This is a genomic window from Streptomyces aureus, from assembly GCF_000725495.1.
Taxonomy (GTDB): Bacteria; Actinomycetota; Actinomycetes; order Streptomycetales; family Streptomycetaceae; genus Streptomyces; species Streptomyces aureus_B.
The window spans coordinates 162216-185656 of record NZ_JNZD01000021.1; the positions used below are offsets into that span (position 1 = coordinate 162216).

At 71.5% G+C, this 23441-nt stretch carries 24 protein-coding genes; 14 read left to right on the forward strand and 10 right to left on the reverse strand.

Going from position 1 to position 23441, the window contains the following annotated elements; translation table 11 throughout:
• Positions 1-575: 575 nt before the first annotated feature.
• A complete protein-coding gene (locus IO36_RS24780) occupies positions 576-1133 on the reverse strand; it encodes a DinB family protein (RefSeq protein ID WP_037623065.1) in 558 nt (185 codons plus the stop codon).
• Between the two features lie 231 nt (positions 1134-1364).
• On the opposite strand from IO36_RS24780, the gene IO36_RS24785 reads away from it, so the two are divergent.
• From IO36_RS24785 to IO36_RS24815, 7 genes are all read left to right on the forward strand, one after another.
• The gene (locus IO36_RS24785) at positions 1365-2093 is read left to right on the forward strand and encodes a hypothetical protein (RefSeq protein ID WP_037623067.1); all 729 of its coding nucleotides are present in this window, start codon (positions 1365-1367) and stop codon (positions 2091-2093) included.
• A gap of 318 nt (positions 2094-2411) precedes the next feature.
• Positions 2412-2981, forward strand: a complete 570-nt coding sequence (locus IO36_RS24790) for an RNA polymerase sigma factor (protein ID WP_037623197.1) — start codon at positions 2412-2414, stop codon at positions 2979-2981.
• The gene (locus IO36_RS24795) at positions 2974-3885 is read left to right on the forward strand and encodes a hypothetical protein (protein WP_037623069.1); all 912 of its coding nucleotides are present in this window, start codon (positions 2974-2976) and stop codon (positions 3883-3885) included. Before IO36_RS24790 ends, IO36_RS24795 begins: the two co-directional genes overlap by 8 nt.
• 139 nt (positions 3886-4024) lie before the next feature.
• Positions 4025-4684 (forward strand): hypothetical protein, encoded by a 660-nt coding sequence (locus IO36_RS43315; RefSeq protein WP_158997478.1) that lies wholly within the window; start codon positions 4025-4027, stop codon positions 4682-4684.
• Positions 4685-4737: 53 nt separating this feature from the next.
• Positions 4738-5391, forward strand: coding sequence for a hypothetical protein (locus IO36_RS24805; RefSeq protein WP_078943425.1), 654 nt, complete (start codon positions 4738-4740; stop codon positions 5389-5391).
• A 172-nt stretch (positions 5392-5563) separates the two neighbouring features.
• Entirely contained in the window at positions 5564-5770 is a 207-nt protein-coding gene (locus IO36_RS24810; protein ID WP_037623073.1) for a hypothetical protein, read from the forward strand.
• A gap of 1223 nt (positions 5771-6993) precedes the next feature.
• Positions 6994-8055 carry a hypothetical protein gene (locus tag IO36_RS24815; RefSeq protein WP_245173467.1) on the forward strand — a complete coding sequence of 354 codons (1062 nt, stop codon included), beginning with the start codon at positions 6994-6996 and terminating at the stop codon, positions 8053-8055.
• Between the two features lie 240 nt (positions 8056-8295).
• Here the strand turns inward: IO36_RS24815 and IO36_RS24820 are convergent, their stop codons facing one another.
• Positions 8296-8583: a hypothetical protein gene (locus IO36_RS24820; protein WP_037623077.1), complete on the reverse strand. Its 288-nt coding sequence runs from the start codon at positions 8581-8583 to the stop codon at positions 8296-8298.
• A 29-nt stretch (positions 8584-8612) separates the two neighbouring features.
• On the opposite strand from IO36_RS24820, the gene IO36_RS24825 reads away from it, so the two are divergent.
• Complete coding sequence (locus IO36_RS24825) at positions 8613-9074, forward strand: hypothetical protein (RefSeq protein WP_037623078.1); 462 nt, start codon at positions 8613-8615, stop codon at positions 9072-9074.
• Complete coding sequence (locus tag IO36_RS49375; RefSeq protein WP_037623079.1) at positions 9071-9526, forward strand: VOC family protein; 456 nt, start codon at positions 9071-9073, stop codon at positions 9524-9526. Before IO36_RS24825 ends, IO36_RS49375 begins: the two co-directional genes overlap by 4 nt.
• A gap of 48 nt (positions 9527-9574) precedes the next feature.
• Here IO36_RS49375 and IO36_RS24835 read toward each other — a convergent pair whose 3' ends face one another.
• From IO36_RS24835 to IO36_RS24870, 8 genes are all read right to left on the reverse strand, one after another.
• Entirely contained in the window at positions 9575-10186 is a 612-nt protein-coding gene (locus tag IO36_RS24835; protein WP_037623081.1) for a TetR/AcrR family transcriptional regulator, read from the reverse strand.
• A gap of 47 nt (positions 10187-10233) precedes the next feature.
• Positions 10234-11136 carry a 3-hydroxybutyryl-CoA dehydrogenase gene (locus tag IO36_RS24840; protein ID WP_051900914.1) on the reverse strand — a complete coding sequence of 301 codons (903 nt, stop codon included), beginning with the start codon at positions 11134-11136 and terminating at the stop codon, positions 10234-10236.
• Positions 11137-11242: 106 nt separating this feature from the next.
• The gene (locus IO36_RS24845; protein ID WP_037623083.1) at positions 11243-12418 is read right to left on the reverse strand and encodes an acyl-CoA dehydrogenase family protein; all 1176 of its coding nucleotides are present in this window, start codon (positions 12416-12418) and stop codon (positions 11243-11245) included.
• Positions 12419-12456: 38 nt separating this feature from the next.
• Positions 12457-13629, reverse strand: a complete 1173-nt coding sequence (locus IO36_RS24850; protein WP_037623085.1) for an acyl-CoA dehydrogenase family protein — start codon at positions 13627-13629, stop codon at positions 12457-12459.
• Positions 13630-13721: 92 nt separating this feature from the next.
• Positions 13722-15776, reverse strand: a complete 2055-nt coding sequence (locus IO36_RS24855) for an acetate--CoA ligase family protein (protein ID WP_037623086.1) — start codon at positions 15774-15776, stop codon at positions 13722-13724.
• A gap of 1 nt (position 15777) precedes the next feature.
• Entirely contained in the window at positions 15778-15969 is a 192-nt protein-coding gene (locus IO36_RS24860; RefSeq protein WP_037623087.1) for a ferredoxin, read from the reverse strand.
• 53 nt (positions 15970-16022) lie between these two features.
• Positions 16023-17273 (reverse strand): NADH-ubiquinone oxidoreductase-F iron-sulfur binding region domain-containing protein, encoded by a 1251-nt coding sequence (locus tag IO36_RS24865; protein ID WP_051900915.1) that lies wholly within the window; start codon positions 17271-17273, stop codon positions 16023-16025.
• Positions 17270-17677 carry a hypothetical protein gene (locus IO36_RS24870; RefSeq protein WP_158997480.1) on the reverse strand — a complete coding sequence of 136 codons (408 nt, stop codon included), beginning with the start codon at positions 17675-17677 and terminating at the stop codon, positions 17270-17272. The genes IO36_RS24865 and IO36_RS24870 overlap by 4 nt, the downstream gene beginning before the upstream one ends.
• Positions 17678-18101: 424 nt before the next feature.
• Here IO36_RS24870 and IO36_RS24875 point away from each other — a divergent pair, with 424 nt between their 5' ends.
• From IO36_RS24875 to IO36_RS24895, 5 genes are all read left to right on the forward strand, one after another.
• Positions 18102-19277 (forward strand): aromatic ring-hydroxylating oxygenase subunit alpha, encoded by a 1176-nt coding sequence (locus IO36_RS24875; RefSeq protein WP_037623201.1) that lies wholly within the window; start codon positions 18102-18104, stop codon positions 19275-19277.
• Between the two features lie 159 nt (positions 19278-19436).
• Positions 19437-20561 carry a polyamine ABC transporter substrate-binding protein gene (locus IO36_RS24880; RefSeq protein ID WP_037623091.1) on the forward strand — a complete coding sequence of 375 codons (1125 nt, stop codon included), beginning with the start codon at positions 19437-19439 and terminating at the stop codon, positions 20559-20561.
• Between the two features lie 3 nt (positions 20562-20564).
• A complete protein-coding gene (locus IO36_RS24885; protein ID WP_037623092.1) occupies positions 20565-21461 on the forward strand; it encodes an ABC transporter permease in 897 nt (298 codons plus the stop codon).
• Positions 21458-22348 carry an ABC transporter permease gene (locus IO36_RS24890; protein ID WP_051900916.1) on the forward strand — a complete coding sequence of 297 codons (891 nt, stop codon included), beginning with the start codon at positions 21458-21460 and terminating at the stop codon, positions 22346-22348. The genes IO36_RS24885 and IO36_RS24890 overlap by 4 nt, the downstream gene beginning before the upstream one ends.
• Positions 22349-22350: 2 nt before the next feature.
• A complete protein-coding gene (locus IO36_RS24895; protein WP_037623093.1) occupies positions 22351-23421 on the forward strand; it encodes an ABC transporter ATP-binding protein in 1071 nt (356 codons plus the stop codon).
• Positions 23422-23441 lie beyond the last annotated feature (20 nt).

The following is a 23441-nucleotide window of genomic DNA, read 5'->3' on the forward strand; positions in this document are numbered from 1 at the left end:
AGCTTCCGTGTCCCCGGTGCCGGGGCGCGAGAGCAGCGACCACACCGGCCCGGCGTACGCGGACCACTGCCCCCCTTCGGGGAAGCCATCGCTCTCCGTCGGCCAGCCGGCCTGATGGAACGCTTGGACTGCGGTGCGCTGCACATCGGCGGTATGGATGGCTCGGGAGCCTTCCGCGTGCATGCGGGCCGTACGGGCGTATCCGCCCTCGCCCGCCGCAGCACGGACGGCCTGCTTGCGTGCACGATTGCGCGTCATGAGGGTCTCGTCTCCGGCGCAGCCCCACGTCCCGCGCCTGGTACGCATCACGTGCAGGCAGAGGGTGTTCACCGTGAGATTCGCAGAACCTTGTCCACCAGGCCGCGAGCCACGTGGGGCCCGTAGACGGGAGTCGGGCGATCACGGTCGCCGCGACGAGGGTAGCGCGGCGAGTCCCCGGGGCTCAGTGCCTGTTCCTGAGCTGAGCATGACATGACAACCTGCGGCGTCTGGGCGTTTGCCCAGCGCAGAGTTCGAACGGCGGGGTCTGGGTGGCGGGGGCGGCTGGTCGCCTGCTGCTTGGCACCGCACCCGGCTCATATTCGGTGTGGTGCGGCTCCGTCCTGCCAGCGGTAGAGGTCGCGCAGCAGGGAAATTTCGGCGCCGTGATGGATCAGCTCCCTGTTGACGTGCAGGACCCTGTTCTCCATGGAAAACGGCTCGGAACCCATCGCGGGCGGATTGTCTAGGTCGACGTCCGAGAGCTCGCGGACCCCCGCGTTCCATCTCCCGTACATCTCATCAAGCTGTTTTAGCGCCTCGTCAGCGGTCCCCGCGTAGGCGAACGCCTCGGCGTCGAAGTCCTGGCCGTCGAAGTACCACTCGACCCGATAGGCCAGGCACGAGACGATGATGTGCGCCAGCCGCCAGGCAATCGTGGTCACCGGCGCCGGGGCAGAGGACGCGAAGTCCATCGTCCACTCGCCTGAACCCGCCGACATCGGTGCGGCCGACGTGCCACGTGGGCGGATGCTCCAGCAGCCGCGCACCGGCTCCCAGAAGTACTCCTCGTCGGTAAGACCGTCCAGCCGTGGCCGCAGGTTCTTGTGCCAGTACCAGTCCAACTGCTCTGCGAGCCGCTCGCTTCTTGTCATTGCCGCACACTACAGACCCGTCGAACAGAGCGTGCCGGCCCGGTGGACGCAGGAAGACTCCGGCTATGCCGTCCGGCAGCGTGACCTGGGATTTCTGGGCAACAGGACACCGGCCTCGATGTTGCCGGTTGCGCTGATGAAGTCGCTCCTGAAGTGCGAGTTCAGTGATCGCTTCGGAATGTGGTGATCGTCGCAGGATTCCCCATTGCCGGGCACCAGTAGGGTCGCGGAATGAACGTAAGCGTCCAAGTCTCGTTCGATGCCGCGGTGTCGGACGGTCCTGGGGCATCGCTGGTCCGGTGGTTCCGGACCGCCCGCACCGGGCTGTACCGCGGCTTGGTGGAGGCGGAGGCCGGGAGTGGGGGAGGGGTCGTCTCCGAGGCGCAGATCGTCCCGGACATCGACGACCTGGTACGCCGCTTCCCCCGCATCGGGAAGACGTGGCCGCAGTTCGAGGAGGAGCTCGCCACGTTCCCCTGGGGCGCCCAACTCGTGTTTCTCACGCAGGGCGGGGAACTGGCCACCCTGGGCCGGGCAAGTTCCTGCCACGTCCTGAGAGACGACTCCAACTGGCGGGCATCGGCTTTGACCAGTGTCAGCTCCCCGGATGACGCCGTATCCTGCACCGCGGTGGTGGACTTCCTGCACGCCGCGCTGGATGGGAGCAACCCCCTCTACGGCCACGTCGAATGGGACGACTTCGACGAACTCACCAACCTCGATACCGTGCTGCGCCGCAAGCCGCGCACGTCCCTGTGCGAGGGCGGGCAGTTCCTGCGCGGCTACGCCTGGGTGACGGTCTGTCCGGCGGAACTTGCGGCGCGCCTCGGCGGCGCCGCGGCGCTGGAGGACTCGGGCGCGTTCCACCGGGTGCTCCCGCTGCGGGCGGGAGGTGTGCTGCTCCAGGCATCGGCCACGATGGACGGGTACACGGACCAGGTGATGGAGCGGGTCTTCTAGGCACTGGCTCCCGTGCTGCCGCCGGGCGAGCCTCGCCCGGACCCCGCCCACCCGTACACGCGGTTCGTCCCGCGAGACGCCGCAACGGTGCGCTGAGCCGGCTGCACGCTGCGACGTGTGTCCCCTCGCCGCCCACCTCCAGCGCCAGGACCTCGACGCCTCCCTGCCGCGCCGCTACCTGCAGTCTCAGGTACAGGGGCCCGCTCCGGAACTGGCCGGAAACAGATGTGCCGCGGGTGGGAACCGATGAGCCGCGGGCGGTGTAGCAAGAGTGTGAGGACGCGGGAGGGGGGCCGCATCGTCGTCGACGAGGCCGTGGTGATCGCACGGGTACGCGCCGGGGAGCCGGAGGCGTACGCGGAGCTGGTCCGTGCCCACACGGGCATCGCGATCAGGGCGGCCAGGGCGCTCGGAGCGGGCGCGGACGCGGAGGACGTGGTGCAGCAGGCCTTCATCAAGGCGTACTGCTCGCTGGGGCGCTTCCGGGACGGCTCTGCGTTCAAGCCCTGGCTGCTGTCGATCGTCGCCAATGAGACGAGGAACACAGCGCGGACGGCGGTGCGTCAGCGGACGCTGGCCGGCCGGGCGGCGGCGCTGGCGGAGGCGGCGCCGCTGATACCAGAATCGGCGGACCCGGCGGTCGCGGCGCTGGAGTCGGAACGGCGCTCTGCGCTGCTGGCGGCTCTGGAGCAGCTGAGCGAGGACCACCGCCTCGTCGTCACGTACCGCTACCTCCTGGAGATGGACGAACCGGAGACGGCCCAGGCCCTGGGCTGGCCGCGCGGCACGGTGAAGTCCCGGCTCAACCGCGCCCTGCGCAAGCTGGGCCGGCTGCTGCCCGCCTTCGAACCGCGGGAGCCTCGGGAAGGGGGTGCCGAGCATGAGTGAGTCGCATGGGGAACGAGGCGCCAGCGGCGCGGAGTCCGGCCGCGAGCGGGCCCGGCGAGCCCGTGCGGACGTCTCCCGGCTGCCGGACGAGCTGCGGGCGCTCGGGCGGTCGCTGGACGGCCCGGGGGCCGACGGCGACGAGTCGATGGTCGAGCGGGTGCTGGAGGACATACTCGCGAGGGGGGTACCGCCCGCGCCTTCCGGGCGGCGGGTGGGGATCCCGCTCCCGCCGCCCGGGACTCCGGGGCCCCGCGAGCGGCTGCGCGCGGTGCGCCGCTGGGCGAGGGCCCGCCGGCGGGCGCTCACCGCGGGCCTGTGCGGAGTGCTGGCGGTCCTGGTGCTCACGCCCCCGGTGCGGGCGGCGGTCGTCGACTGGTTCGGCTTCGGCGGGGTCGAGGTGCGCTACGACCCGTCGGCGGTGCCCTCGGCCGGGGCCCGGGTGCCGGGCTGCCCCGGGCCCTCGCTGACCCTGGCTCAGGCCGGACGGCGGGCCGGGTTCGAGCCCCTCGTGCCCGACGCCCTCGGGGTGCCAGACGCGGTGACGGTGACGCCCGAGCCGCGAGGACGGCTGCTGATGAGCCTGTGCTGGATCGAGCACGGGCACACGGTCCGGATCGACGCGTATCCGGCGCGGCTGGACATCGGCTTCACCAAGACGGTGCGGGAGCCGCCGCAGTGGCTGCGCCTGGACGGTGACGAGGAGTTCGGCGATCCGGCGCTGTGGTTCCCGAAGCCGCATCGTCTGAGCTTCTGGCTCGTCGGCGCGGACGGCGGCCGCTTCACCCGCTCCGAGCGGACCGCCGGGCCAACGCTGCTGTGGATGCACGAAAGCGAGGTGACGCTCCGGCTGGAGGGAGTGTCCTCGAGGACCCGGGCACTGGAGATCGCCAGGTCGCTGAAGTAGCCGGGTTCGCCGTCTCCGGGCACGGTTCGGAATTCGTGGTCGGCGGGTGGGAACCCCGGCCGGTCGGGCGGTGTACCAGAAGTGACAGACGACGTGCGGGAGGACCGCACATCGATCGGCCGGCCGGTTCGGGGGTTCCATGCGCAGACTTCGTGAGCTGCTCACTGCTACAGGGGTATTGGTATCGGTTCCGGCGGTCGTGCTGCTGGCGGCACCGTCCGCCCTGGCCGGCGGACCGACGAGTGTGCTGCTGGTCTCGCCGGAGAGCGCGGAGAGTGCCGCGCTGTACTACTCGGACGAGGGGTACGGCGAGTTGATGCGGGGTCTGGGCGGGGCGGACTCGGACAGCCGCGAGGTGGAGCTGCCGGGGCTCGGCGCGGCCGACGGACCCCAGCTCAATGTGACGTGGATGGCCCATGACGTGTCGCCCTGGCGGGTGGACCGCGTCTATCCGGACGCTTCGTGGAGCGAGGACATCTGGATCAACACCACGACCGACATGGAGACCATGAACAGCTACTGGCACAAGGCACGGCAGCCGGCCGAGGTGCGGATGCTGCTCAAGAAGCTGGGAATCCTGGGCAGGCTGAAGGCCCAGGGTGCCGGAGGAATCCGCCCAGGTCCCCGGCAGACACCGGAGGGCACGAGTGCCGGTCCGTCGCCCACGCCCACCGCTCGGTCCCGCACGAGGACCGCCGCCGCGACCGGCGACGGCACCGACTGGTGGTGGGCGATACGGGGGAGCCTCGACAGGAGCTGCGGGACGTGTAGGTGCCGGCCGATCGAGGGGGACATATGAGGGGCCGGGTCGAACGGATCAGGAGCGGGGTGCGGGTCCTGTTACTCGTGTCCATGGCATTGGCCGCGCTCGGCGCAGCACAGGTTCCTGCCTCGGCGGGTGCCTGGGGGCCCGGTAAGGGCGACAGCCCGGACATGGCCCTGGTCATCGCGGGCGACACGGGGCGGACGACCACGCTGCACGCCGAGGAGCGGGACTTCGGACGGCTCTGGCGGCTGCTGTCGCCCCGGTACACGGGGACCGAGAGGGTGCCCGAAGCGTGGACGCACGGCCGTTTTCCCGAGGTGCGGGTCACCGTGATCTGGGGGCTGACCGGTGTCGGGGGCTGGCCGCAGACCAGTCGGGCGCCCGGCGGCGATGTCGCCGTCGAGCGCCAGGACCAGCTGTTCCTCACGCCGGACGGAACGCCGTGGGTGCGTTCGGATCCCTCGCCCGACGTGGTGGACGACGACATCCGCTGGCATCGGGCGCCGAGCGCGGTGTTCGGGCAACTGGCACAGGAGGGCAGGCTATTCGGTTCCCGGCCCGCGGCGGTGGCCGCCGTGGCGGAGCCGGACGCGGTGGACCGGGCGCGGTGGGTGCTGCCCGGACTCGCCGTGGGCTTGGCTCTCGGCGCCGGTGTTCCGTGGTTCATACGGCGCGCGGCGGCCCGGCGTGAGGACGCGGGACCGCCGCGGGAGCCACGACAAGAACTGATCGACTTGTGAGGACCGGACCGCCGAGTGCCTCGGGCCGGTCGGCAGGGGGAACCTCACAGTTCGGACCCCCCGACGGCCGGCACCGAGTCCTGGAGGACTTCGCCACCTCGCTGCGCGTCAGCGAACGCCGGGGCGGCCAACTCAGGGCTTCGATCTCATCCTGTCGGTTCCCCTGGCGAAGATGCTCAGCTGGTTCATCCAGCACTTCCCCACCTCGGCCCAGTGGTACGTCGGCGAGATCATGGGCGAGGCGGACAAGCAGCTCGGCATCCCGGCCAAGGTGACGGGCGAAGCACTGCGGCGGTCCGCGACCACGAACGCGGAACTCGACGGGCAGAGCGCGCAGGAGTTTTTCTCCCGTGCCGTACCGCGCGAGCCGGAGAGCTGAGGTCCTTCACCGCTCGTGAGGGGTGCCAAGCCAATCCCAGTGGCTTGACACCCCTCACGGCTCTACTGGCGAACAGACCGGCCTGGCTCTGTTCACGAGAACCGGTTCTGGCACAGCTTTTGTGGGGCGTCAGCAGTGGCAGTGCACTCGTACCAGGATCGTGTCGTGAGGCAGCTGCGACAGGTATGCCTCGCTGCCAGGCCAGACACCTGGCCCGGAGAGTTCGTGAGGACACGAATCCGGGTCGCAGTACGCGTGAAGGGCGCCTCCGTCGCTCTCTCGCCACCAGCCGTCCACGGTGAGCACGTCGGTCTCCCACGGGACTCAGGAGAACTCACGGATGTAGTCGGCGCGGCTGCCGCGGAATCCGATGATGGGATGCTCCGCACGGATCGGGCTGTCGAGATAGCCGGGTCGAGGCTCCAGGGGTGGTGGATGTAGGCGTTGATCAGGGGCTGGGCCCGGTAGGCGGCCAGCATGCCGTCGGCCCAGGGGCCGCCCGGGAACGCGTGCGGATCTTTTTCCCAACGGTCCTCGAAAACCGAGAGGGGCAGTGCCGGCGGGTGTATGGCGGACAGCTGTCGCCACAGGTCCCGGGACGCGGCTGCCGCTCGTTCGGGAGCGGCTTGCGGCCGTGACAGGTCGAGCAGGGCACGCGGTCCTCCGGCGCAGACTCCTGGGGCGCTGGGAGCGGGGGTGCCGTCATACGCGGGCTCGTCGTGAACCAGCCTGGGATCCTCCTCGTATCCGCGGACGACCGCGAATCCCTGACCGGTGCTGCCACCGCGGATACGGCGTGAATCCCACATGCCGCGGTCCACGGGGTTGTCACTGTCCTGGTCGAACGGCGCGAGGGCCGCAGTGAGGGCCCCATCGATGTCGTCCGCAGCTCCGGGCGGCAGACACACCGTCACCGTCAGGCCAGCCACGCTTCTCCCCGCTCTGTCGTCGGACGGCATGATCGCATCGAGCGGCGACGTTTTGGCATGCCGATCGGCACCGAATAGGCATCCCATCCGCTCTGAGTCACAGCCCCAGCGGGACCGCCGGGTTGATGTCTAAATTGAGGCTGTCAACCGGCTTCTTTCCCTCCACAGAAGTTGAGCCAGAACCCGAGAACCGGCAGCGAATGTTCACCAGTTTCGACAGCACGGAGCGGTCCGGAATCTTCGAACGACGGTGGCCTGATGACACCTGTCAGACCTCGGGCCTAAGGTGTGCCGGTGATCTTCAGAAGGAAGCAGAAGGCCGCGGCCCTTGCCGCCGTCATAGCAGAGCTGGAGCAGGCAGTGGCCGCTCGAGACGGTGGCCGCACCGAGCGTGCGTTCAAAGCGGCGATGAGTGGTCTGCAGTCGGCAACGGGCACCGAATGCGTGCCGGTGGGACCCCGGTTGGCCGCGCTGCTCCCTGCCCTTCCGCCCACCGGCCCGCGCCCGATGCTGGCGATGATGGCCAGCTTCTGCGTGGAACGTGGTGCCGATCCGGCGGCGTGTGCGGAGCCGGTCCTCGACGGCACCCACCGGGACCTGCTCGATGCCCTGGAGTTCGCCCGCCGCTGGGCCGACGCCGGCGGTGCCGGGGAGGAACTGCCAGAGGCCGACGAGAAGATCATTGACGACGCGCTGATGGCCCGGCTGGGTGGCGAGGCGCACGAGGCGTTGCGGCTGGCGCTGGCCTACTGCTCGGTCGAGGAGTGGCAGCCCCCCGCGCTGGCCGTGCTGTGCCGCAGCACCGAGGTGCGCCGACGGCACGCATCCGCGCTCCTCCCCGCCTGCCGCGACTTGGCGGCCCTGGAGCGGCATGACCTCAAGTGCCTGGCCTACGCGCTGGCGATCCTGGACGACGAGCCTGTGGTGGTGCTGCACCGGCCCACCGGGACCGGGTTCGAAGTCCGCATCGGCGGCATCGGGGACAACTTTCAGTTGCACACGCTGCTCGCTCACGTGCTCGTCGGCGGCGGTCACGTGCCCGGCACCGCACCGTCGGCGGAGAGCGTCCGCCTGGCCACGGACCCCGAGCCCGCTCAGGGGCGCACCGGGGCCGTCGCGACCGGGGCCTTCGAACTCCTTGCCCCGGACGGGGAGCGTATCTGGAACGAGGGGCTGCCCGACGATATCCCCGTTGTGGAGGGGCGCCGTCTGCTCGTGCTGGACGAGCCGATGTACCCGCGCAGTTGGAATGCCGACCGGTTCTTCCCGATGCTCCCGGGGACGGCCGAGCTGACTCGTGTGCTGTCCGCCGACGAGGTCCAGACCTGGTTCGCCTACACCTGTTGGACGTCCTGACCCGCTCACCCGGCGCCACCGCTCGGCGTCGGCTGCTGCCGCAGTCAGAAGTCGGGACTCGGGCCTGGCCTCTAGCGAACAAGAATCGCGCCGGGTGCTGTCGAAATTGCTGAAAATCTGCTGTCGATTTTCGTGAGCAGAGCCAGCCCCCCAAGTGTCCCCAACGGCACCGGAGGGTGGCCGGAACTTGAGACAGGCCGCCGATCCCGCTCGACTCGCGGGCACACCTCACCGGCCGCTTCACCCGGCTGTGCTTGTGCGTAGTGCCTGGCGTATGCGGGGGTCGGCGGTGCGGTCGTCGGCTATGTGGCTGAAGTGCTGTGCGGAGTCCGGGTGGTCGCGCAGGACGGCGGCGATGACGGAGGCGGGCTCTTCTTTCAGGGTTCGTAGCCAGGGGGTGATTTTGTCCTGGGCGCTCCACTGGTCCCAGGCGCCGTCCCAGATGCACATGGTGTGGGCTGCCTCTTCCAGAAGGCCCCAGTCGCGGCGGCTGGCGGCGTAGGCGCAGATGCCGTGCAGCCAGATCACGACCGTCGCGGCTTCGCCGAACTGACCATGTGGGTGTCGTCTCCGTCGACGTGCTCTGCCAGGGCGCGCAGGAGGCGGTGTGCTCGTGCCGGTTCTCGCTCCAGGGCGGGTGCCGCCTGCTGGGTGTCGACGCGGGCGAGCACGCCGACGTGGAGTTCATAGTCCTCGGGATGGTCGCCGACCAGGGTCAGCAGGGTGTCCGCGGCGGCCGGGTCGCCGGTGCATGCGGTTTCGAGCAGTGCCTGGGCGGTCTCGAGGGGGTCTTCGGGGATGACCGTGTGCTCGCGGTTGATCAGGGCGAGCAGGTCGCTGACGGTCCGGGGCAGCGTTGCGGATCCTTTTGGGTGGCGGCGCGCACGATCCGCCGGCCAGCGCCTAGGAACCCGGTGCTGCCGAGCACCAGCGGGCTGGCCATGGGCAGTTACGGGTCGCGCCTGCGCCGGCCGCGGCGCGAGGTGGCGAGGTCGCCGTCTCGGCGCGGGACGCGGTGATCGAGGACATCTGGACCTACATCCGGGCGCCGGGCTGCCGCACGGTGCTGCCCTGGGCCACGCCCGGCCTGCCGGGCGGCCCCGTCCAGCTCGACTGCGTGTTCAACGAACGGCTTCCAGAAGCGCCCCGGGCCGCTGAACCTCCCGGCGGCACGATCGTACGGACGGCCGCGCCGGAACCGTCCCTTGCCTGGAAGGTGATGTGGCTGATCACCGACATGCACGGCCCGCACGCCACAGAACTGCCCAGCACAGCAGCCTTCCTGAACCACACCGCCGTCTACGCCACCGACCAGCACCTGTCCGCCGAGTTCATCGCCGCGTTTCTCAAGGCGGAGGCCGACGCGGCGCGCTGTCCGGGCCCCACCAGCTCGTCGGCCTCGGCAACGGGGTCACGCTCGACCACTACGAGAAGCGCGACAAGCCGATCCAGTCGCACATGGAGATCATGAACCGGCTTACGTCCGGCCCTGGCGCGGACGGGGGTCCGGCCGGGCGGCTCACCCGGCCGGGACCGCCTCCGGCAGACCGAGCGAGGTGGCGGCGTGACGCCACACGGACGCGAGCGCCCCCTCCAGGGTGACCATGGGATCGCGCAGCATCAGGCGGATGCCGTAACCGTCGCTCAGGGACAGTACGAGCGTGGCGAGTTCGTCCACGTCGGTCGGCGTGAACTCACCCGACTCGATGCCCCGCCGCACCGCGCCGCTCACCCACGCGTGCAGCTCGGCGTACAGGTCCACGGCGAACACCCGGGTCGACTCGTCGCGCAGCGCCCGGACCCACAGCTCCTGCCACAGCCGCCAGTCCTGGTGCAACACGGGGTCGGTCGGCAGCAGGCTGCGCAGGATGCGCGCCAGGACGACCGCCGCCGGTGCCGTCTCCGCGTCGCGCTCCAGGTCCACGGCCGTGCTGGCGAAGGAGTGGGCCATCGCTTCCGTGAACAGCTTCTCGCGCGTGTCGAAGTGGTAGTGCAGCAGCGCGGTCGACACACCGGCCTGCTCCGCGACCATGCGCATGCGGATCTTCTCGAAGCCGATCTCGGCGATGGCCTCGCACGCCGCGGTCAGGATGCGCTCGCGCGTGTCCGCCGTGCGCACCTTGTTCGACACTCTGCGACTCCCCTCGTCCGGCGGTCGTACACCGCCGCCATTGTCCCTCACGTCCGCTCGGCCCGCGCCGCCGCCTCCTGCGCGGATCGCGCATCGTACGTGTGGAAGCCGCGGCCCGACTTGCGGCCCAACAGACCGGCCTCCACCATCCGGGACAGCAGCGGGGGCGGGGAGTACGTAGGGTCCCGGAACTCGGCGTAGAGCGACTCGGCGATGGCCCGGGTGGTGTCCAGACCGATGAGGTCCGTCAGCGCCAGCGGCCCGAGGGGGTGCGCACAGCCGAGGACCATGCCGCGGTCGACGTCCTCGACGCTCGCGACGCCCGACTCGACCATGCGGATCGCGGCCAGCAGGTACGGGACGAGCAGCGCGTTCACCACGAAGCCCGCCCGGTCCCGGGTGCGGATGACCTCCTTGCCGAGCGTGCCCGTCACGAAGGCCTCGGCCCGGTCCGCCGTGTCGGCCGAGGTGAGCAGCGACGGGACGAGTTCGACCAGCCGCAGCACCGGCACCGGGTTGAAGAAGTGGACGCCGAGGACCCGCTCGGGCCGGCCCGTCGCCGCGGCGAGCTGCACGACCGGGATCGACGAGGTATTGGTCGCGAGGACGGCGCGTTCGCCGGTGACGACCGCATCGAGCCTGGTGAACACGTCGAGCTTGAGCCGCTCGTCCTCCGCCACCGCCTCGATCACCAGATCCCGGTCGTGCAGGGCCTCGAACTGGTCGGCCACGGTGATCAGCACGGCGGCGGCCTCGCGCCGTTCGGCCGTGAGCCGGCCGTGCGCGACGGCCTTGTCGAGGGAGCGGCCGATGCGCCGCCGGCCCGCGCGGGCCGCTTCGGCGTCGCGTTCCACGACCGTCACCGGCAGGCCGGCGCGCGCGCAGACCTCGGCGATGCCGGCCCCCATCAGGCCGCAGCCGACGACCCCCACGCGTTCGATGTCGGTCATCCGTTGTCCTCTCTGCGTCGAAGGTCCCCGGCGTCCCCGGCACCGGGGAAGCCGGGGACGCACCACGGTCCGCCAGGGCCGGGGCGGGTGGCCGCCCCGGCCGGTGTCATCGGGCGACGGGCAGGTCCAGCACCCCCGGGCCGCGCTTGATGAGCTCGTTGGCGATGATCAGCCGCTGGATCTCGGAGGTGCCCTCCCAGATCCGGTCCACGCGCAGCTCCCGGTAGAGCCGTTCCACGGCGTACGCGCGGTCGTAGCCCCGCCCGCCGTGTATCTGCAGGCACCGGTCGATCACCCGGCCCGAGGCCTCGCTGGCGGCGAGCTTGGCGATGGAGGCCTTGGCGTGCAGGGTCTTGCGGTCCTCCGCACCCGCCTGGTCCACCTCCCAGGCCACCTGGTGGGTGTAGGCGCGGTTGACGGCGATGTCCACGGCGCAGTCCGCGAGCATGCCCTGGACCAGCTGGTACGTGGCGATCGGCGCGCCGAACTGCTCGCGCTCCACGGCCCAGTCACGGGACAGTTCCAGGGCCCGCTCGGCCGCGCCGGTCGTACGGGCCGCGATCATCAGGCGCTCCTCGGTGAACCAGGAGCGGGTGATGTCGTATCCCTCGCCGATGCCGCCGAGCACGGCGTCCTCGTCGACCTGGACGTCGGAGAACGTGAACTCGGGGTGCTCGTAGACGAAGGTGTGCATGAAGCGCGGCACGCGCGTCATCTCGATGCCCGGGGTGTCCTTGTCGACCAGGAACAGTGTCGGGGCGCGCTCCGGACCCGCCGCCGCGAGGACGATCATGAAGTCGGCGTGGTCGCCGACCGTCACGAACCACTTCTCCCCGTTGAGCACCCACCCCCGGTCGTTCTTCGTCGCCGTGGTGGCGATGTTCTGCGGGTCCGACCCGGCGCCGCGCTCGGTGACCGCGTAGCAGTCCCGGCGCTCACCCCTGATGACCGGGACCAGGAAACGCTCGCGCTGCTCGGGCGTGCAGAACCGCAGCGCGTTCGCGGGCCGCCACACCATGTCCCACAGGGCGCCGGTCAGTCGGCCCAACTCCTCCTGGACGGTGACCTGTTCGGCGATGGTGAGGCCCGCGCCGCCCCATTCGGCAGGCATGTTGACGGCCTGGAGGCCCGCGTCCAGGACCGCGTCGCGGATCTCGGCGTGGGCGCTCGCGGGCAGCCCGTTGTCCTCCTCGCACCGGTTCTCGTAGGCGGCGATGAAGTCGGTGAGGGCACGCGCGTCGGCCTTGAGCTGCGCCTGGCGCGGGGTGAGACGGAAGTCCATGGAAGTCCTCGCTGTGTGGTGGTCCGGCGTGGGCGGGGTCAGTGCGTGGGGAGAGCCAGCGCGCCGGTGCCGCGCTTGATGAGCTCGTTGGCGATGATCAGCCGCTGGATCTCGGAGGTGCCCTCCCAGATCCGGTCGACGCGCAGCTCCCGGTAGATGCGTTCGACGGGATAGGAGCGGTCGTAGCCGCGGCCGCCGAAGATCTGCAGGCACCGGTCGGCGACCCGGCCGGCCGCCTCGCTGGCGGCGAGCTTGGCGGTGGAGGCCTTGGCGTGCAGGGTCTTGCGGTCGGTGCCCGGCTGGTCGGCCTCCCAGGCGACCTGGTGGGTGTAGGCGCGGTTGACGGCGATGTCCACGGCGCAGTCCGCGAGCATCCCCTGGATCAGCTGGTAACCGGCGATGGGGGCGCCGAACTGCTCGCGCTCCACGGCCCAGTCACGGGCCAGCTGGAGGGCCCGCTCCGCGGCGCCGACGGTGCGTGCCGCGATCATCAGGCGCTCGTCGGTGAACCACTCCTTGGTCAGTTCGTAGCCGTTGCCGACGCCGCCGAGCACGTCCTCGTCGGCCACGAAGACGTCGGTGAAGGTGAACTCGGGATGCCCGTTGACGGCCGAGTGCATGAAACGCGGCACGCGGGTCATCTCGACGCCGGGAGCGGCCTTGTCCACGAAGAACAGCGTGGGCAGCCGCTCGGGGCCCGCGTCCGCCTGCACCAGCAGGAAGTCGGCGATGTCGCCGCAGGTGACGAACCACTTCTCGCCGTTCAGCAGCCAGCCGCCCTCGGTGCGCGTGGCCGTGGAGGTGCCGGAGGACGGGTCGGATCCGGCACCCGGCTCGGTGACGGCGAACGCGTCGAACCTCTCCCCGCGGATCACGGGCAGCAGGTACTTCTCGAGCTGCCGTTCGTCGCCCTGGGCCAGGACGTTCGCGGGCCGCCAGGGAATGTCCCACAGGCAGTTGGTGGCCTTGCCGAACTCCTCCTCGACGATGACCTGGTCGAGCAGGCTGAGCCCGGCGCCGCCCCATGCGGCGGGCATGTTGATGGCGTAGACGCCGGCGTCCATCGCGGCCCGGGTCAGTTCGGTGACCAGCTCCTGCGGCAGGGGACCGCCGGCCTGCTCGGACTGGTCCTCGTAGCGCATCAGCAGCCGGGCGTAGTCGGCCGCGCGCCGCTTCAGGTCGGACTGTTCGGGGGTGTAGCGCATGTCCATGGTGACCACCTCTTCGGTCGGGGGAGGGCGGGGGCGGGCGGGGCGCCCGGGCGGGTACCGGGGTGTCGCTCGGGCGGGTACGGGGGTGTCGCTCAGCCGAGGACGGCGCGCGAGTCCAGGGCGAGCGCACCGCGGGGGCCGACGAGGAGCGGGTTCACCTCCAGCTCGGCGATCTCCGGGTGGGCGGCGGCGAACGCGGTGATCGTCTCGATGGCCGCGGCGGCCGCCGCGACGTCGACGGGAGGCCGGCCGCGCACCCCGTCGAGCAGCGCGGCGGTGCGCAGTCCGCGCAGCAGGTCCAGGGCGCGGCCGGCGGTCACCGGCGCCAGGGTGAAGGCGACGTCGCGCAGCGACTCGGCGAGCACCCCGCCCAGGCCGACCATGGCGACAGGGCCGAACCGCGGATCGCGGTTGACGCCGACGATCAGCTCGATGCCGTCGGACAGGTCCGCCATGGCCTCCACGGAGTAGGCGGGCGCGCCGAGCCGGGCGTGCATCTCGCGAAAGGCGGCCAGCACCTCGTCGGTCCCGGCCAGACCGAGGGCCACACCGCCCGCGTCCGACTTGTGCAGCAGGTGCAGGGCCTTGAGCACGTACGGGCCGGGGAACCCGGCGACGGCGGCGAGCAGTTCGGACTCGTCGTGGACCTCCCGGGCGGTGGGGAAGGCGAGGCCGGCCGCTTCGAGGGCCGCGCGGATCCGCGTGTACCCGGTCTCCTGCATCGGCGCGGCGGGCAGGGGGAGGGGGACGACGCCGGGCGCGGTACGGCCGGCCACCGTGGCGGCGAGGGCACGCGCGGCGTCCTCGGTGGCGTCGAAGACGGGGATGCCGGCGGCCGCGAGGGTGCGGCAGCTGGGGGAGCCGGGATACATCGACTGCACCACCAGCGGTTTGGCGGTGGCGCCGTGCCGGGCGGCGATGAGCCGTGCCGCCTCCCGCTCCCCGTCCGCCAGCGCCGTACCGCCGCCGCCGAGACCGCCCTCGGAGGCCGCGTAGCCGCCGAAGTAGCCGGTCATCAGCACGGCGTCGACCTCCTCGGCCGCGAGCAGCGCCTCGACGGTCGCCGCGTACGAACCGGGGTCCTGCTCGCCCATGCCCGCCAGGTCCACGGGGTTGGCGACGGCCGACTGCTCCCACAGCACCTCGCGCAGCCGCTCCCGGGCCGGCGCGCCGATCTCCGGCACCGAGAGTCCCGCGGCCTCCACGGCGTCGGCGGCGATCACGCCGTGGCCCCCGCCGTCGGTGAGGACGGCGACCCGGCGGCCGGCACCGCGGCGCGGTCCGGCCGACGCGGCGAGCACGACGGTGAGTTCGCGCGGGGTGGCGACCAGTTCCACCCCGGCGTCCCGGCAGGCCGCACTCACCACGTCGGCCGAGGTGGTCAGCGCCCCGGTGTGCGACTGCGCGCTGCGCGCCGAGGCGTCGCCGCGCCCGGCGGTGAGCAGCACCACCGGCTTGCCGGCCACGGCCGCGGCCTCGGCGAAGGCACGTCCGTCCGCGAAGTCCTCGGCATAGACCGCGATCGCCCGGGTGTCCTCGTGCCGGGCGCAGTCCGCGAGCAGGTCGACGAGGGTGACGTCGGCCTGGTTGCCCAGCGACACGAACCGGGAGAAGCCGAGGCCGTGCGGGGCGAAGCGCAGCTGGAGTTCGAGGGCGAGGTTGCCGCTCTGGCTCAGGAGCGCCACGCCGCCGGGCGTGAAGGTGTCGGAGGCCAGGAAGAGGTCCGTCGTGTTGTCGGCGATCCCCAGGCAGTTGGGGCCGACCATGACGGCTCCCGCGGCCCGCACCCGTTCGGCGACGGCCTGCTGGCGTGCGCGGCCGGCGGTGCCGGTCTCCGCGAAGCCGGCGGTGATCGCGACGATCGCGCGTGCCCCGCACTCCAGGGCCTCGTCGACGGCCGCCTCGAACCCGGCCGCGGGCACGCAGACCACGGCCAGGTCGACCGGTTCGCCGATCGCGCTCAGGGTCGGTGCGGCCGTGCGGCCGAGCACCGTACCTCCCCGCCGGTTGACCAGATGGACGGGACGGCGACCGTTCGCGCGGACGGCCTGGGCGGCTATGGCGTGGCCGTACTTGGCGGGGTCGTCGCTGGCGCCGACCACGGCGACGGAGACCGGGTCGAAGAGGGCCGAGAGGTCACGTCCCATGTCACTTCACCGGCCGCAGCGCGGAGTTGGGGCAGGCGGCGACGGCGGCCACGGCGGCGTCCTCGCCGCCCGGCGGCACGGACGTCTCGATCAGTTGCGCGTAACCGAAGTCGTCGAGGTCGATCAGCTCGGGCGCGGGTTCGCGGCACAGGCCGTAGCCCTGGCAGAGAGTGGCGTCCAGCAGCAGTTTCATGGTGCGGCCCTTTTCTGGGAGGGGAGAGGAGCAAGGGGGCGGGGGAGGGCGTGTCAGGGCACGGCCACCAGGAATCGGCGTCCGTCCTCGGGGGCCACCGCGCCGGCGCAGCCGGGACAGTCCCGGTGTTCGTCGAGACGGTCGGGGAAATGGGTGAGGAGGCTGGCGGCGATCCGCGCGGCGGCGTCCAGGAGCCCGCAGGCCCCGCGTCCGGGCAGCTGCCCGGACCAGCGCCGCAGCCTGTCCGGGGTGCCCGGGTCGGCTGTGCCGCGGGCGACGGCGGACAGGGCCCCGGCGAGCGCTCCGGTGCCGGAGACGCACACCCCGCACTGCCGGGCGCTCTGGGCGGCGAGATAGGCGGTCGCCTCGCTCGCGACGCCGACCGGACAGTCCCCGGGGTGCAGGAAGTACAGGGCCCCGCAGCCGAGTGCGCCACCGGCGGCGCGCAGCCCCTCCAGGTCGAGCGGCAGGTCCGTCCAGCCCGCGCCGTGCAGTCCGCCGAACAGTCCCCCCAGCAGCACGGCCTCGGCCTTGCCGTGCCCCCAGGCGTCGGCGAGGGCGTCCAGGCGGGTACCGGCGGGGACCTCGGCCAGGGCCGAACGGCCGTCGGACCCGGACAGGGTGACCAGATGGGCGCCGGCGACCTCGGCGGCGGCCTCGGGCCGGGAGTGCAGCAGGGCGACGCGGGCCAGTGTCTCCACGTTGGCGACCAGGGTCGGCGCCCCGCCGACGCCGCGTTCGAAGGGGCGTGGGGGTTTGGCCGTAGGCAGCGCCGGACCGCCGTCGATCCGCCGTACGACCGCGCTCTCCTCCCCGGCGACGTAGGAGTGGGGCGTGCGTACGACGTCCACCCGGGGGCCGGCGGGCCGCTCGGCGAGGGCCCGCAGCACGGCCTGCTCGGCCTGGGCGTCGGAGAGGTAGACGCAGCCGCGCCCGGCACCGGTCACGGCGGCTGCCAGGCGCAGGCCGTCCAGCACCAGGTGCGGCCGGTACCGCAGCAGCCAGCGGTCCTTCACGGAGCCCGGCTCGCCCTCCTCGCCGTTGGCCACGACGACGGGCGTGCCGGGAGCGTCGCGGACGGCGCGCAGCTTGACGGCCGCGGGGAATCCGGCGCCGCCCCGGCCGCGCAGCCCCGCCGCGCCGATCCGGTCGAGCAGCGTGCCGGGAGCGGACACCGGCGCGTACCCGCCGGTGGCGAGGTAGCGGGAGGAGTCCTCGTACGAGGAAGGGCCCCCGGCGCTGCCGGGCGGTCGGGCGAGCAGCCCGTGCCGCCCTTCGGGGAGGAGGGAGAATACGCCGGTCATACGGTGCTCCAGTGCTCGCCGCAGCGGGATCTCAGGCGGTCCACCGCGCGTTCCAGGGCCTGCCGCTGGGCCGTGGTCCGGTCGTAGCCGGTGCCGGGCAGGCCGATCAGCATCCGGTGGTGGTCGAGGACCACCTCACCGGCCAGCAGCGCCGGTCCGGGGTTGGCCGGCCCCGGCTCCTCGGCGGCGGCCACCACCAAGTCGGTCACCTCGCCCAGGTAGCGCAGCCAGCTTCGCTGCGTGCCGCGCAGCACCAGTCGCTCGACGTGCCGTCTCTCCTCGGCCGCGAGGACCGACGGCGGCCGGCCGGCGGCCGGGGCCCGCAGCGCGGCCACGGCCGAGGGGAGTTCCTGTTCGGGCTCCGGTGTGAGACCGAGCCATGCCAGATGTCGGCGAGCGCTCATGTGCGTGCCTCCGGGGGCGCTCCGCGCTCCCGGAGGGGGAGCGGGGTGGCGCGGCGACGGCGTGACGGGGGATGCTCCGCCGCTCGCTGTGCGTGGCGGGGAGCCGTGCGGAGTACCGGCCGGGGCCGTGTACCGCGTGACGTGCGGCTGTCCTGATCGGGAGGGCCGGGCTGCGCGGATCGGTGGTCCGCGGGCGGCCGCGACGACCCACCGCTGTCCCTGCGGGGTCGGCCCGTCCGCCTGCAGCGAGAGACTAACTAACTAATTAGTCAGCCCACAAGCCTTGACTTGCCATCGCGCCGGTCCCAGTCTGACTAACCAATTAGTCAGTCGGATCCCACGGACCCCCATGGGGAACCCGCGGCCCATCCCGGTCACAGCCTCACCGCCCATCGCCGCCCCGAGCGGCGCGGAGGAGGACTTCATGAACCCCTCGACCACCCGGACGGCCACCGCGCCGCCCGGTCCGCCGAGCGAGACCCCCGATCACCCCGGCGAGGCCCTGCCCGCCCGCTACTACACGGATCCGGCCATCGCGGCCGCGGAGACCGAACGCGTCTTCGCCAAGTCCTGGCAGCTCGTCTGCCACGAGTCCGACCTCCCCGGCCCGGGCGCCCGGCTGACGGCCACCGCCGCCGGCCGGGAGGTCCTGGTCGTGCGAACCGAGGACGGCGGCCTCGCCGCCCACCTCAACGTCTGCCGCCACCGCGGAACCCGCCTGGTCACCGGCCCGGAGCCGGAGGGCAAGGCGATCCGCTGCCCGTACCACGGCTGGACCTACAAGCTCGACGGACGCCTCGTCGGCGCCCCCGAGGCCCGCCGCATCCCCTGCCTCGACAAGCCCCGGCTGGGACTTCACCCGGTCAACGTGGAGTCCTTCCTCGGCTTCGTCTTCGTCAACCTCGACCTGGAGGCCACCCCGCTCGCCGAGTCCTGCGCCGGGCTCGCCGAGGCCGTCGGCCACTACGCGGGACCCGGCCTCACACCGGTCGGCAAGCACCGCATCCACGACGTCACCGCCGGCGAACAGCAGAACGCCAACTGGAAGGTGATCGTCGACAACTACCTGGAGGGCTACCACGTCCCCGTCGCCCACCCCGCGCTGATGCGACTGCTCGACTACCAGGCGTACACGGTGGACGTACAGGAGAACTACGTCCTGTTCGAGTCACCGCTGCGGGACAAGCCGTCCTCCAACTGGACGGAGCGCCTCTACCAGCGGCTCGCCACCCCGATGCCGGGGCTGACCGAGGCCGACCGGCGGGTCTGGCGTTACGCAGTGATCTATCCGAACACGCTCATCGACTTCTACCCTGACCACGTGCTCGCGTGGACCGCCCTGCCGACCGCCCAGGACCGGGCGGCGATCCCCGGCGCGTTCTACACCAGGCGCGGGGAGAGCCTGCGCACCAGGATCGCGCGGCGGCTGAACATCCACATTGGCTGGGTGACGAACGACGAGGACGCCGAACTGGTCGAGCGCGTGCAGGCGGGCCTGTCCACGCCCGGCTTCGAGCCCGGCCCGCTCTCGCAGCGCGAGGCCGCCGTCGGCTGGTTCGCCGGCCGCATCCGCCGTGACCTGGACGGGGACGCCGAGTGACGGCCCGCCGCCGGGGCTTACGCCGCTCCCGCTGACGCACGTCCCACCCGTACCCGCACCCCAGACCGGTCTTCACTACGGAGTCACAGGGCCTCCGTGAGCCGACCAGCCGGTCCCGCCCTGGACTGCCGTGCCGTTCCTCGACGGAGAGGACGCTCCATGTCCCCCGAGGTACCACCCTCGACCCGACGCGCTCTGCTCAGGGCGGGCGCAGGCGGCCTGCTCGGCGCCGCGGTCGCGGGCTGCGGGTTCATGCCCGCGAAGACCCCCGACGCCAAGGACCTGGCCCCACCCCGCGCCCGCGTCGACGGCGATCTCGTCTACTTCAACTGGGCCGACTACGTCGACCCGTCCGTCTTCAAGGGGTTCGAGAAGGAGTACGGCGTCAGCGTCGTCCAGTCGAACTTCGACTCGATGGAAGGCATGGTCGCCAAGCTCAACGCGGGCAACCGCTACGACATCATCTTCCCCAGCGCCAAATGGGCCCAGCGCCTCGCCCGCGGTGGCCGGCTGCGCCGGATCGACCACACGCAGCTCAGCCACGCCAAGGACGTGTTCGGCGCCTACTCCTACTTCGCCGACCCCTGGTACGACCCCGGCTCCGCGCACACCGTTCCCTTCACCGCCTACAAGACCGGCATCGGCTGGCGGCGCGACCGGATCGGCGAGCTGACCGGATCCTGGAAGGACCTGTGGAGCGACCGGGCCAGGGGCAAGGTCTTCCTGCTGGACGACCGTGACGAGGTCCTCGGCATGGGAGCCCTGGAGCTCGGCCTCGACGTCAGCACCGGCGACCCGGGCGACCTCGACCGCATCACCGACCTGCTGGGCACCCTGCGCCCACGGCTGCGCGGCTTCTCCAGCGACAGCTACAACAACCTGCTCAACGGGAACGCCGTCATGACCCAGGCATGGAGCGGCGACATGGCCGCCATGCTCAACCAGGCCAAGGACCCCTCCGTGTTCGGCTTCCAGGCGCCCGAGGAGGGGACACCGATCAACTCCGACTGCTACGCCATCCCCTGGAACGCCGCGCACCCCGGCACCGCGATGCTGTTCATCGACTACATGCTCCGGCCGGAGAACGTGAAGAAGAACATCGAGTACATCGGCTACCCCATGCCGGTGGCCGGCTCCGAGAAGACCTACGCCGAACTCGTCAAACCCTTCCCCGAGTGCCTCGTCAGCGAGGCCGACCTCAAGGCCGACCTGTTCTTCCGCAACGGGAGCCACGCGGTCGAGGACGCGCGCGACACCGCCTGGACCCATGTGAAGGCGGGCTGAGACATGGCACCGACGCGTCACCCCTCGCGCCCCCGCCGCGGCCCGGACGCCACCGGCACCCGCATGTGGACCTGGTTCATGCTCCCCGGCACCCTCTGGATGACCGGGTTCCTGATCGCCTCCCTGGTGCTGGTCGCCGTCCTCACCCTCGGCACCACCGACGAACTCGGCAACCCCCGCTTCGGGTTCGACCTCTCCAGCATCCGCGCCCTGGCCGACCCCGCCTACACCGAGGTACTGGCACGCTCCCTCGGCTACGCCCTGCTGACCTGCGTGATCTGCCTGCTGATCGCCTACCCGGTGGCGTACACCATCGCCCTGCACGGCGGCCGCTGGAAACACGCGCTCATCGCCGCGATCGTCGTGCCGTTCTTCGCCAACTATCTCGTCCGCATGTACGGCTGGTCGGTGGTCCTGTCCGACGACGGACCGCTGCTGCGGGCCCTGCGCGCCGTGGGACTGGCCGACGGCGACACGAAGATCCTCAACACCGGCGTCGGCGTGATCGCGGGACTCGTCTACGGATTCGTCGTTTTCATGATCATCCCGCTGTACGCGGCCCTGGAGCGGCTCGACGTCTCCCTCATCGAGGCCGGCCGCGACCTCTACGGCGGCCCGGTGCGGACCTTCCTCCACGTCACCCTGCCCGCCACCCGGCAGGGCGCGGCGGCCGGACTGGTCCTCGTCTTCCTGCCCGCCATGGGCGACTTCGTCAGCGCGCAACTGATGGGCGGACCGGACCAGATCATGATCGGCAACCTCATCCAGGACAAGTTCTTCCAGGGCCAGAACTGGCCGCTCGGATCCGCGCTCACCATGCTGCTCATGCTCGTCCTGCTGGTCGGGATGCTCGGCTACCTCAGGCGCACCCGCAAGGACGAGGCGGAGGCCCGCCGATGACCCAACTCAGCCCGCCCGCCACCACCGCGTCCCCCGCACCCGACCGGCCCGCCGCACGCACCCGCACCCGGCGCGGCCGCGCCGACCGCAAGCCCCGCGTCCTCGTCGCCGTCACCGCGCTCTTCTTCGCGCTGCTCTATCTGCCCATCGCCGTGGTGACGCTGTTCTCCTTCAACTCCCAGAAGTCCCTCACCGTCTTCAGCGGGTTCAGCCTGCGCTGGTACCGCGCCTTCGCCCACGACGACGTCCTGATCTCCTCGCTGGGCACAAGCCTGCGCATCTCCCTGGTGGCGACGGCCGGTTCGATCGTCCTCGGCGTCGCCCTGGCCCTCGGACTGGTCCGAAGCCGCACCCGGCTCGGCTCACTGGCCGGCCTGATCATGCTCGTACCGCTGATCACCCCCGAGATCGTCACCGGCGTCGCGTCGATGCTCCTGTTCAAGGGCCTGGGCGTGACCCTGTCCACCGGCACGGTGATGGTCTCGGAGATCACCTTCTCCATCTCCTACGTCACCGTCATCCTCCGCTCCCGGGTCGCGGCCCTGAACCCCGAGGTGGAGGAGGCCGCGATGGACCTCGGGGCCACCCGCTGGCAGGCGGTCCGCCTGGTCACCCTGCCCGCCCTGCTGCCCGCGGTGCTCGCCAGCGCCGTACTGATCTTCGCGCTCGTCTTCGACGACTTCGTCCTCGCCTACTTCACCACCGGCGTCGACCCCCAGCCGCTGTCGGTGCGGATCTACTCGGCGATCCGCTTCGGGGTGCAGCCCACCATCAACGCCGTCGGCACGCTGATGCTCGCCGGATCCATCGGCCTGATCGCCCTGGCCCTCTTCATTCCGCGCCTGTTCGGCCGCCGCGGCGGCCTCGACATCCTCTCCGGGAGCTGACCATGGACGAGACCCACGCCGTCCGCCTCACCGGCGTCTCCAAGCGGTTCGCGGACACCTACGCCGTCCGCGACCTGAACCTCGACATCGAGGCCGGCCTCTTCTTCTCCCTGCTCGGCCCCTCCGGCTGCGGCAAGACCACCTCACTGCGCATGATCGGCGGCTTCACCGATCCCACGGAAGGATCGGTGCTGCTCGCGGGCGAAGACGTGACCGCGCTGCCGCCGAACAAGCGCAACGTCAACACCGTCTTCCAGAGCTACGCCCTGTTCGACCACCTCAGCATCGCCGACAACGTCGCCTTCGGCCTCAAGCGCAAGGGCGTCGAGAAGGCGGAGATCCGGCGCCGCGTCGGCGAGATGCTGGAACTGGTCCAGCTCGACGGCTTCGCCGGGCGCAAGCCCCGCACCCTCTCCGGCGGCCAGCGCCAGCGCGTCGCCCTCGCCCGCGCCCTGGTCAACCGGCCGGCCGTCCTCCTGCTCGACGAACCGCTCGCGGCCCTCGACCTGAAGCTGCGCCGCCAGATGCAGGTGGAGCTCAAGCAGATCCAGCGCGAGGTCGGCATCACCTTCGTCTTCGTCACCCACGACCAGGACGAAGCACTGACCATGTCGGACCGGATCTGTGTCATGAACGAGGGCCGCGTCGAGCAGTGCGGCACCCCCGAGGACGTGTACGAGCACCCCGCCAGCCGCTTCGTCGCCTCCTTCATGGGCACCTCCAACCTGATGACCGGCACCTACCGCGGCGGCGAGGTCACCCTGGACCAGGGACCCGCCCTGCCCGTCGGGCCCCGAGCCGCCATCGCCGACGGCACCCCGGTCAGTGTCTCCCTACGCCCCGAGAAGGTCTGGCTGTCCGACTTCGAACCGGGCATGTCGGTGCTGCGCGGAGTCATCCGCGACACCGTCTACAGCGGCCCCACCACCACCTATCTGATCGAACTCGCGCCCGGCGTCACCCTGTCCGTGCTGGAGCAGAACACGGCGCGCGCCCGCATGGAGGACCGTTGGAGCGGCGGCGAGACGGTCGAGTTCGGCTGGCGGCCCGAACACTGCCTCGTCCTCGCCTGACCGCCCCCACCCGATCTGAA

Excerpts from the sequence above, each read along its gene's own strand:
- IO36_RS24885 (WP_037623092.1), top strand. The coding sequence starts at position 20,565 with ATGGCACCGACGCGTCACCCCTCGCGCCCCCGCCGCGGCCCGGACGCC.
- IO36_RS24780 (WP_037623065.1), bottom strand. The coding sequence starts at position 1,133 with ATGACAAGAAGCGAGCGGCTCGCAGAGCAGTTGGACTGGTACTGGCAC.
- IO36_RS24840 (WP_051900914.1), bottom strand. The coding sequence starts at position 11,136 with ATGACCGACATCGAACGCGTGGGGGTCGTCGGCTGCGGCCTGATGGGG.
- IO36_RS24795 (WP_037623069.1), top strand. The coding sequence starts at position 2,974 with ATGAGTGAGTCGCATGGGGAACGAGGCGCCAGCGGCGCGGAGTCCGGC.
- IO36_RS24810 (WP_037623073.1), top strand. The coding sequence starts at position 5,564 with ATGCTCAGCTGGTTCATCCAGCACTTCCCCACCTCGGCCCAGTGGTAC.
- IO36_RS24860 (WP_037623087.1), bottom strand. The coding sequence starts at position 15,969 with ATGAAACTGCTGCTGGACGCCACTCTCTGCCAGGGCTACGGCCTGTGC.
- IO36_RS24870 (WP_158997480.1), bottom strand. The coding sequence starts at position 17,677 with ATGAGCGCTCGCCGACATCTGGCATGGCTCGGTCTCACACCGGAGCCC.
- IO36_RS24865 (WP_051900915.1), bottom strand. The coding sequence starts at position 17,273 with ATGACCGGCGTATTCTCCCTCCTCCCCGAAGGGCGGCACGGGCTGCTC.
- IO36_RS24880 (WP_037623091.1), top strand. The coding sequence starts at position 19,437 with ATGTCCCCCGAGGTACCACCCTCGACCCGACGCGCTCTGCTCAGGGCG.
- IO36_RS24890 (WP_051900916.1), top strand. The coding sequence starts at position 21,458 with ATGACCCAACTCAGCCCGCCCGCCACCACCGCGTCCCCCGCACCCGAC.
- IO36_RS24845 (WP_037623083.1), bottom strand. The coding sequence starts at position 12,418 with ATGGACTTCCGTCTCACCCCGCGCCAGGCGCAGCTCAAGGCCGACGCG.
- IO36_RS24805 (WP_078943425.1), top strand. The coding sequence starts at position 4,738 with ATGGCATTGGCCGCGCTCGGCGCAGCACAGGTTCCTGCCTCGGCGGGT.
- IO36_RS24875 (WP_037623201.1), top strand. The coding sequence starts at position 18,102 with ATGAACCCCTCGACCACCCGGACGGCCACCGCGCCGCCCGGTCCGCCG.
- IO36_RS24850 (WP_037623085.1), bottom strand. The coding sequence starts at position 13,629 with ATGGACATGCGCTACACCCCCGAACAGTCCGACCTGAAGCGGCGCGCG.
- IO36_RS24855 (WP_037623086.1), bottom strand. The coding sequence starts at position 15,776 with ATGGGACGTGACCTCTCGGCCCTCTTCGACCCGGTCTCCGTCGCCGTG.
- IO36_RS24785 (WP_037623067.1), top strand. The coding sequence starts at position 1,365 with ATGAACGTAAGCGTCCAAGTCTCGTTCGATGCCGCGGTGTCGGACGGT.
- IO36_RS24895 (WP_037623093.1), top strand. The coding sequence starts at position 22,351 with ATGGACGAGACCCACGCCGTCCGCCTCACCGGCGTCTCCAAGCGGTTC.
- IO36_RS43315 (WP_158997478.1), top strand. The coding sequence starts at position 4,025 with ATGCGCAGACTTCGTGAGCTGCTCACTGCTACAGGGGTATTGGTATCG.